The 9,771-nt window shown below is 46.2% G+C and carries 6 protein-coding genes; 5 read left to right on the top strand and 1 reads right to left on the bottom strand.

The window, feature by feature from the left end; all coding sequences use genetic code 11:
- Positions 1 to 133: 133 nt before the first annotated feature.
- From JX312_RS04575 to JX312_RS04590, 4 genes are all read left to right on the top strand, one after another.
- Entirely contained in the window at positions 134 to 847 is a 714-nt protein-coding gene (locus JX312_RS04575) for a pyridoxine 5'-phosphate synthase (protein WP_123406514.1), read from the top strand.
- Between the two features lie 60 nt (positions 848 to 907).
- Positions 908 to 1,540, top strand: coding sequence for a MotA/TolQ/ExbB proton channel family protein (locus JX312_RS04580; protein ID WP_204457203.1), 633 nt, complete (start codon positions 908 to 910; stop codon positions 1,538 to 1,540).
- A gap of 27 nt (positions 1,541 to 1,567) precedes the next feature.
- Complete coding sequence (locus JX312_RS04585; RefSeq protein ID WP_123406518.1) at positions 1,568 to 2,014, top strand: biopolymer transporter ExbD; 447 nt, start codon at positions 1,568 to 1,570, stop codon at positions 2,012 to 2,014.
- Positions 2,015 to 2,045: 31 nt separating this feature from the next.
- A complete protein-coding gene (locus JX312_RS04590) occupies positions 2,046 to 2,783 on the top strand; it encodes an energy transducer TonB (RefSeq protein ID WP_204457204.1) in 738 nt (245 codons plus the stop codon).
- 81 nt (positions 2,784 to 2,864) lie between these two features.
- Here JX312_RS04590 and JX312_RS04595 read toward each other — a convergent pair whose 3' ends face one another.
- Positions 2,865 to 7,469, bottom strand: coding sequence for a choice-of-anchor J domain-containing protein (locus JX312_RS04595; protein WP_204457205.1), 4,605 nt, complete (start codon positions 7,467 to 7,469; stop codon positions 2,865 to 2,867).
- A gap of 447 nt (positions 7,470 to 7,916) precedes the next feature.
- On the opposite strand from JX312_RS04595, the gene JX312_RS04600 reads away from it, so the two are divergent.
- Entirely contained in the window at positions 7,917 to 9,713 is a 1,797-nt protein-coding gene (locus JX312_RS04600; protein ID WP_204457206.1) for a S8 family serine peptidase, read from the top strand.
- Positions 9,714 to 9,771: the final 58 nt, after the last annotated feature.

The raw sequence follows: 9,771 nt of genomic DNA on the forward strand, positions 1-9,771 counted from the left end.
AATATTATTTTAACAAAAGAAACCGGGAATATCCGTTCATAAGTCTGTAAATTCTGAATTCGTCCAGACAACCTCATTCCAGCTTCAGAATACAAAGTTACAAATAATATGCCAATTTCATAAAAAAATAAATATGACTCATCTAAGTGTAAATATCAACAAGGTGGCTACCCTTCGCAATGCAAGGGGTGAGAACATTCCCGACGTGGTGAGATTCGCAGTTGACTGCGAACGTTTCGGCGCACAGGGAATCACGGTCCATCCGCGTCCCGACGAGAGGCATATCACACGCCGAGACGTTTACGACCTCCGCAAAGTCGTGACAACGGAATTCAACATCGAGGGATACCCTACAGATGACTTCATGCGCATGGTAATCGAAGTCGCTCCGGAGCAAGTCACACTCGTACCGGACGCCCCCGGCGCCCTGACCTCAAGCGCGGGATGGGACGTAATCGCAAATTCGGAGTTTCTCTCGGGAATTGTAACGCGCCTGCGTCAGGCAGGAATAAGAAGTTCTATTTTTGTCGATGCGGATTCCGCACAAGTAAAAGAGGCTGCAAGAATAGGTGCGGACAGGGTCGAGTTATACACCAAACCTTATGCCGACAATTACACGCAAAATCCTGATGAGGCAATCGGAAAATTCATCGAAGCCTCTTCCGAAGCGTTAAAACGGGGCATCGGTCTCAATGCAGGACATGACCTGAACCTGCAGAATCTCTCTTTCTTCCACAAACGTCTTCCCCTGCTTGATGAAGTGAGCATCGGACATGCAATAATCTCCGACGCTCTCTACCTCGGAATAGAACGGACAATTCATGACTATCTCGATTGTCTCCGATAGCAGGCAGACATCGAGATCCTCATTCGATTTCATTAGAAACATTCACACAATCAATAAGCTATGACCCAGCAAACCCTTTCATTCTGGTCTCTCGTAATGGACGGCGGATATATCATGATTCCTCTCGCCCTCCTTCTCATCCTCACGATCTATGTCTTCACCGAAAGGTTCATCGCAATAAACCGCGCCTCTAAGGAAGACAGCTCTTTCATGAACCGTATCCGCGATTATGTGCACGAGGGTGACATAGACTCCGCATTCAACCTGTGCAAACGGACAGACACCCCATACGCCCGTCTAATACAGAAGGGCTTGTCAAGAATCGGACGCCCGATGAACGATGTCCTTGTTGCCATTGAAAACACCGGAAACATCGAAGTGGCGCAGTTAGGCAAGGGATTCCCCTGGCTTTCAACAACCGCCGCCGGCGCCCCGATGCTCGGATTCCTCGGAACTGTGGTCGGAATGATACAGGCGTTCTTCTCGCTCGCAAGTGCAGGAACGTCTGCGAACATCACCGTGCTTTCGAGCGGCATATATCAGGCGNTTGTAACCACTGTGGCTGGTCTTGTGGTGGGTATCATCGCCCTTTTCGCATACAACTACCTTGTGGCTCGCGTTAACCGCGTGATGAATTCCCTTGAGACAAAGACAATGGAGTTCATGGATCTCCTGAACGAACCGGTGGCATAAAGTAATATTCAAGAAGTTGTTCGTATCATGGCTCTTAAACGAAATTTCCAGTCGCTCGAGACTTTCTCCATGTCTTCCATGACAGATGTGATTTTCCTTCTGCTCATATTTTTCATGGTGACCTCGACAATCATATTCCCGGCAGCAATCGATGTCAATCTTCCGCAGAGCAGCGAACAGACTTCGCTGAAACCTGTGACAGAGGTCTATATAGATGCAGACAAGACAATATATCTTGTCGAGGACCGCAACGATTCCACNCAGACACTGTCCTCTCCCGTAGAAATCTCGCTCGATGAGCTTGCCGTGCGCCTGACAGCCATACAACAGAAGGATTCGCTGCGTTCGGTGGCTCTATATGCCGACAGCCTCGTTGATTACGGCAAAGTGGTGGGGATACTCGACATGGCGGCTCGCCAGAATCTGAAAATGGTGCTTGCCACCAAAGCCAAGGCACCGGCATCGCAGAACTGACAACATATACCGATATCCGAACGTATTTCAGATGACCAGACAGCAAAAAGATAAAACCACAGCAGCTGCAATAACTTTCGTGGCAATGCTGATCATTATTGTAGCGTTGTTTTTGGGAGGAATCTCATTCGACAGCGAGCAGACTGCCGTGAAGCCTGTTGCCGAGCTTATGCCTGATGAGGAGTTGTTTCTTGAACCGGAAATACTCAAGGACCTCGGTGAAGAAAACGCTGTCAGGCAGGATGCGCCGGCAGAAGCATTCAAAGGAGAACCGGAACATGCCGAAACAGACAACACAAAGCTCGTGGTCAAAGGAGATAACCCAAAGCCGGCACCTCCGGTCGATAAACTCGTGACCACGAAGAAGGAAAGTCCGGTGCAGGCAACGGAGCCGTCAATAAGCAAAGAGGAAAAACAGAAAGTCACCTCCTCGGTTGCAAAGGGTTTCTCCTCGCGCAACGGCAGCTCTGAAGGAAAGAGCGGAAGCTCCGGAGCCGGAGGAACAGGCATGGGCATCACCGGCAGCGCGTCGGGACGCACATTCAAGGGGTGTCCCAAACCGGATGTGACTCTGCGCAACAAGACAACTGTCACGGTCTCAGTCGTGATTGACTCCGATGGCAATGTCATCTCGGCAAAAGCATCAGGCGGAGCATCAGCCTCCATCCGCCGTGCCTGCGAGCAAGCAGCCAAAGGAGCGAAATGGAGTCCCAAGAAAGGAGCGGGCGAAACACGCGGCTCAATCTCCTTCACAATCACCCCCCGATAAATTACATCTCAATAACAACGTAACACAACGCCCGACGGAGTTTCCGTCGGGCGTTTAAGCACATATTGCCAATCACCACTGCTACTTCACAATAACTTTCATTACGAATGAACCACATTTGACAATATAAATACCTGATGGGACCTCAACGTTTTCAACGTCATCACAGATGTTTCCGGCAGACACCATAGCTCCTGACACATTTGAAATTACATAAGGAACTCCTGATGCAAATCCGCACATTCTGACAAACCCCTTCTCCCCCGAAATAGTCACAAATCCATCGGACGCAATATCTCCAATTCCGCTTGTCCCCGTTGCCCAAACAACATTAGAACGATCAGACTCAACAAGTTCCCCATTAATTGTAGACAAAGTTTTGACAAGATACCTTACCGGAACTGAAGTGTCAACTCCTTTATCAAAATAAGTTGTCTCTTTTAGTCCGGACCCGATAAGCTGTTCATCCCGATATAAGTTATAACCTTCTATAGGCGCAACGCCAGAAACGGGTTCATATGAAATGTCGTCAATCATCAGACCGAACTGCTCATTGCCGTCATCCCCGACGTGGTGTAAAGCAAAGTATTTTGCATCGGCAGGAAGTTGGAAATCATATTTGAACCAACCCTGTTCATCCGGACAGATATAACCGTTATCAAGCGACTTCGTAAAATCTTCAGGCTCATTCCCCTCTGTAGAATACTTGACAAGTATCGTCTCCGGATAGTCTGCATGACATATGTTCATCCAGAAAGACAATTCGGTTCCACCTTTAACTTCCGGCGAAATCAGCCAATCATTTGTAACACCTGTCTTTGGCGACATACACAACAGGAACTGCTCTCCACTATGCGCCGCCATCGACATATTGTCTGTGACAGTTGAAGAAAACACTTGATATGCCTTCTCATAACCTTCACCAGGGAAATCCACCTCACTTATTGTCCACACTTTGGCATTATCAAGGTCGATATTACGGAAACCTTTCAACTCTTCCGAATAATCCCAAGTCTCGGCAGTCTCGAAATCTTCAACAAACTGTGGCTTAGACCAATTCAACAACACATCCGAGCTGTTTTCCCTATATTCCAAGGCGAGATCCTGAACCACAGGAATACGCGCATTCAGGATTTTAACCTGCTTCTCCATTTCCGAAGTGGCTTCAGATGGCTGTCCATGAAGGTTGAAACGCACAAGTACATCCCCAATATCTGCAACTTTGGGAGTAAAACTGAAATTAAGCGTTGCCCTCTTTCCTGCTTCAATAGTTTTTGGGGCATCTGCATCCTTGAAGTCTCCTATGACCCCGTTATCTCCTATAACCCGGAAAACATAGTCCGGAACTGCGGCTTCTTTTGTACCTGCATTCTCAACTTCCACAGAGTAAGACATTTTCTCACCCACTGCACCACGCGATGCTCCGTTCATGCCATGTATCGTAACCATATCCGAAGGATAATTGGCAATTGAGTAGGAATCCATTATGAAACATTGGCTATATCCTGCAATCTTGACACGTATAATTATCTGGACCCAGCCTTGATTTTGGAACGCAGAGGGAAGAGACACGAGTTTATGTTCCCATCCATTCCCTGATTCCGGTATGAACGTCGCGACAGGCTCCATCTCAAGACTCGGAGAAGAGGCATATACGGTCACCCGTTCGGGTGAGTGATTGCCGAAAAATATACTTAAATCCAATTTCACATTACTCATCCCTTTAGTGGTGAACCTTGGAAGCAGCAACTGAGACTCCCCATCCCACATAGCTATTATGGCATTGCCGCTCGTATTGGCTGCCGCCTCATCATAACTTACCGGATCATCCACACCCCATGTTGACTTAAGATAAGACAGATGTTCAATGGAGATAGGTTCGTAAGCCAATTTAACATCATCACCGACACAATTAAAAGGTTCTGTCATCGGCAGGGAATGGAGTGGTCCGAGATGAACCGGGAAAGAAAACATCTCTTCGCATGACCCCACAGCATTCTTAGCTGCAACGCCGAATGTATATAAAGACTGCGATCCATCAGGACAATCAAAAGTCCACGTGCGGTTTTTTCCGATTTCTGCAGCAGGTCGCCATTCCCCTCCTATCTGACGATATATGGTCACATCCTGTTGGGCAGGTCCCGTATATTCGCCATTTTCATTATAATCTTCAAGATCTATATCAAGAGTTATAGAAAGATTATCGTCTGATACGGTCGCTGTTACCACAGGTGTCGCCGGACGATACACTCCGCAGTATACTGTTGTTTCTGAAAGCAATCCAACCCCTTTGTCTGAACTTGTAGTAACCTTGATTATATTATCCCCCTGCTTCGTGGGCACTGTCATTGAAACCGGATCTCCGGGAGTGCCTGTAACAGTTGCTTCACCCGCTTCAGATATTGCAGCGGCAGTAATGACTGTTGAAGCCGGCAATTCGCTCCCCGAAATGGTAAGCCGTGGCATATTGAATGTCAGTGTCGCCTTAAGTTCTCCATCGGGAAATGCCTTGGAACGAAGATCCGTCACAGCTGCCGGACTTTCGGAAGATGCTTCCGCTTTCTCAATCTTGAAATTTCGGGCATAAAGGCGATAGGATCCGACCGGAGAAATATAATGTATACCTATATACCATTCTCCCTCTTCCGGAACCTGGAAGAGAGTTTCCGACTGCTCGAAATATGGACTTTTATAGACAGTGGAGGCATCCTTTATTGTTATTGCACGCGAAGGAGAAGGACGCTGACACAATGCCACTTCGTATATCTCATTGGCAGTGAAATAATGGTTGCCGCTCCACACTTCCATCGACAAGCGATAGTGCGCGTCTTTATCAGTAAAATTAATTGCCGGAAGGAAGAGCCATTCGTTAGATGTCTCACCCATTGAACTCGCCTTAGGGGCAAGGCAATAGAATCCTCCCGTGTTGTCATTCTGATCATCATAGCGCCAGCCGCGAAGAGGCTCATTCTGATTAAGGGCATCTTTGACAATGGTGAACATACCTATCACCTCGTCATCCAGATCTCTCTCTCCCTCTTCTGCCCCAAGATAGACAGGAAGAGAAAGTGGTCCGTCGGCATAGTAACGCTCCGACACCCCGGCTTCTGAAATCTTCCCTCCGGACAAGGCATAAACCTCTGCCTTATGTGCGACAACACCCGTTACGGGAATCGTAATGTCAAGAGACGTAGAAGAAACTGGAGATTCATTCATGAGGATTTTGTCAACATATACATTATATTTTATGTCCGCGACATTGACATAACCTCCGTTAACACCTTTCGTAACAGCATTCCAGCTAACCTTGGTCTCCGTCAACGTGACTCCGGCAGGTGCCGTTGGAACATCTATCCCGATACATTTGTCAAACACGAGCGGAGTGCCATATATCTTCCCATCATCTCCCAATGTGTAAGGCGTAACATAAAAACGATGAAGACCTTCCGGTGCATTAACCGGAATAACAACCGATGCTCCGGGAGGACCATTGAATGCTCCAGAAATATCATTGTCATCAATCTTGGCTTGGAGATATACAGATCCGGTTATAGAAGTCCCGTTTTCATAACTGTCTGGCAAAGTGACCGTAAAACTTCCGGTGGTGGAACTTCCCGTAACATCCCAACTTTTCAATACCGGCGCCTTCGCTCCGGCGGCATTAACATAATTGTCAGAAACATGTAATATCTTATATTGCGGATTTCCCTCAATAGTCCCTAAATAAGCAGCATTGCCCGAAACCGGAAGCAAGAGCATATCCGTACAAGGGTAATCAGACTCGTCATAAGAATCAAGCAAAAGAATAAAGGCTTCATCCTTTGGACTATAAACCATGTCATGCGGATACTCTTCCATATCCCAGGACAAAGAATTAACCTGACTGAAACGCTTCCCTTTGCTATCATATTTCTTAAGAAGTCCACCCGTATCAAAAAGATAAAGAGTCTTGTCGGCGGGATTCCATCCAATATCGAGCCAGTCTGCAGGAACGTTAACACCAAGGTTTACAAATGATCTTGAAATGGGATCAAATTTTTGCAATAGATAATTTTTGCCCGTCTGGTCAAGCGTTACTACATATGCTGTATCTTCCTCACTATCATATGCAGAAAGCAAGACCACTTTCTCTAATGTGTCAAAAATGTCAGTAGGATACGAAGCCTTGACCTTACCTGTTGACAAGTCTATGATATCAATGCCTGCATCTGTCAGTCCTGCATCGCTTGTCGTATAGGTATAGAATGAATAAACCTCATCTCCCCTGACAAATCCACAAGCGGGCGAATACTTGCCTTGCTTTTTCCATTTCAATGACGAACCCGACTGCAAAGCTATATCATACCATCCCGGCTCGCCGGCATTGCCGGCATAAACACAGTAACCTTGCAATGAAGTGGCCCGCAAAGCCGCTTTGACACCCGGTTTTGACACCCGGCTTCCGTTTCGTGCCCGAGGTGTCTGCTTCAGGAATGACACCTCCCCGATGGCATTGCCTGAAGTCGATTCAGCGGATTGATGACGCATTTTCAACATATCCGGCGACAATTTAATACCTCGCGGCGTTTCTTTCAACTGAATAGAACCCGCATCCTTGCCAACTTCCCGGCTTATTTGTCCTGAAGCTGTCAGATTGCCTGCAGCAACAAGGATCCCGATAGAGAGCACTGATAATAATCTGTTCATAAGAAATTGTGTTTGATGTAAATGGCAAAAACAGTGGCATTATTGCTATCTGATTTAAACTTTTTGCCACTTACAGATTAAGAACATATCAATAATATTCCACTTGTTACACGGCTCAGGACAGCCTCTGCCATCCGATGCAGAATATTATTAATACTAAATTTATTCGCAAAATATTCGCTCCAATATTTTATTCCGCTTGTTAATCGCGTCAAATTTAAGTTAAATTTGTAAAATAAGCAACAAATTTTAATTATTTTTAAAAATTTAATTTCATTTATTGTTAATTTTAAATAATAAATTATACCTTTGCAACTATAACAGCATGCATCAACATGCATCAACGGCTCAATATTTATACAATCTGCCATCTGCTTGATTTTTTCCGTTCCAGTTTCGCTCCAACACAGGCACAGGCAATGAATAGCAATATAAACCTCCAAGCGTATGAAAAGAAGTTTAGTTCTCTCCATTCCGTTATGCATCGCATCTCTGGCAGCAACTTCCCAGGTGAATTTTCGCGACGCCGACTTGATCAGATTACGCGAGATAGTGTCCTCGTGCACCTCCGTAAAAAACGGACAAAAGTTCTCAAAGACAATGCCCTCCATAAAACATGAAAGGGTGGAAATAATCATAAGATATGACTCGGAAACCGCGCTTGATGAAATCAAGTCAAAAGGCGGAGAAATCGTAAGCCTTGTGGGGACGCGAACGGCAATAATAAGCACAAGTCCGGACAATGCCATAGAAATTGCCGCATCAAACGGTGTCAGCGGAGCCAAGCTCTCCTCCCTGATAAAGCGTACAAACAACAATGCCATGACATTTTCCAACATCCCTGACATAAGGATAGGCAAAGATATTGACAAGCCTTATGACGGTAAAGGTATAGTGCTTGGAATATTCGACACGGGAATTGACCCCAACCATATCAACTTCCGAGATGAGAATGGTGAAAATCGCGTAAAAATGGTGCTTGAATATGCCGAACCGACAGCCAACCCGGAAATATATCAGACACCGGCACAGATTTCCACATTCACCAGCGACACCCGCTCCGAAAGCCATGGCACACATGTGCTCGGAATAATGGGCGGTAGTTTTTACGACACCTCTGACACAAATGCTCCGGACCTAAGGGGAGTAGCCCCTGGTGCAGAACTGATCGTGGGATGCGGAGAGGGATACAACGTGCAGATACTTGATGCGCTCGAACGCATAGGCAAATACGCCAGCGAACAAGGTAAGCCTTGTGTCATGAATTTATCTTTCGGTGATAATCTCGGGCCTCATGACGGCACTGATGAATTTACGGAGGCAATCAACGATATCGCGGAAAAATATGATGCCGTCATATGTCTCTCCGCGGGGAATGAACGCGACACACCTTGTTCTATAATAAAGCTACTTTCGGATGAAGATCCTTACATAAAAACCCTTGCACTGAAAGGATATACAGAAGTTGAGGGATATTTCCAGACTTTTGGCTCAATAGAGATATGGGGGGAAGACAACACTCCTTTTGAAGTCTCGCTTGATATCATATCCAGATCGAAACCGGATGATATACTCTATTCATTACAAATACCTGAAAAAAGGTCATCATACGCTTCGCAGGGCGACATGATCAACGAGTATCTTGACACCCGGCGTATGGACCTGATAACAGAAGGCACTGAGTTTCAAAACATATATTCTAACAGCTTCATGGGAGGCATCGCCGGTGTCGACACATACAACCACCGTTACACAGCCCAACTGAACATGTATCTTACTGCAAGATCAGCTGCAAATGCAAACAGATATTTTACCCGTATCACGATAAAGGGAAAACCGGGTAAGAAAGTTTTCATGTATTGCGACGGATCTTATATGAGTTTTGGAAACCGGAATATACCGGGGCTGGACATACCGGATGGCGCAGGAAGCAATAGCAATATGGCTTCTGGACGTAACACCCTCGCAGTAGGAAGCTACGTGTCAGCAAATATTACCGGTTCGGGATATCAGGAAGGAACAATCGGAGACATAAGCTATTTCTCATCTTATGGAGAGACGCCCGATGGCAGGATAATGCCTGATATCTGTGCTCCCGGGCAGGTAGTTGTAAGCTCCCGCAACACATACCTGTCAACGACAGGATCGGCTGCCATCTATTATCCCCTGGAATATTCCTATCAGGATTTCGAACACAAAAAGACCTATTATTGGACCTCTTGTGCGTACAACCGTCCGCGATAGCAGGTATATCCTAAAAAGATAGCCGTCCAGATTTTGGGCGGCTATTTTTGTGAGGGTC

The organism is Barnesiella sp. CU968 (assembly GCF_905219685.1).
Lineage (GTDB): Bacteria > Bacteroidota > Bacteroidia > Bacteroidales > Muribaculaceae > Lepagella > Lepagella muris_A.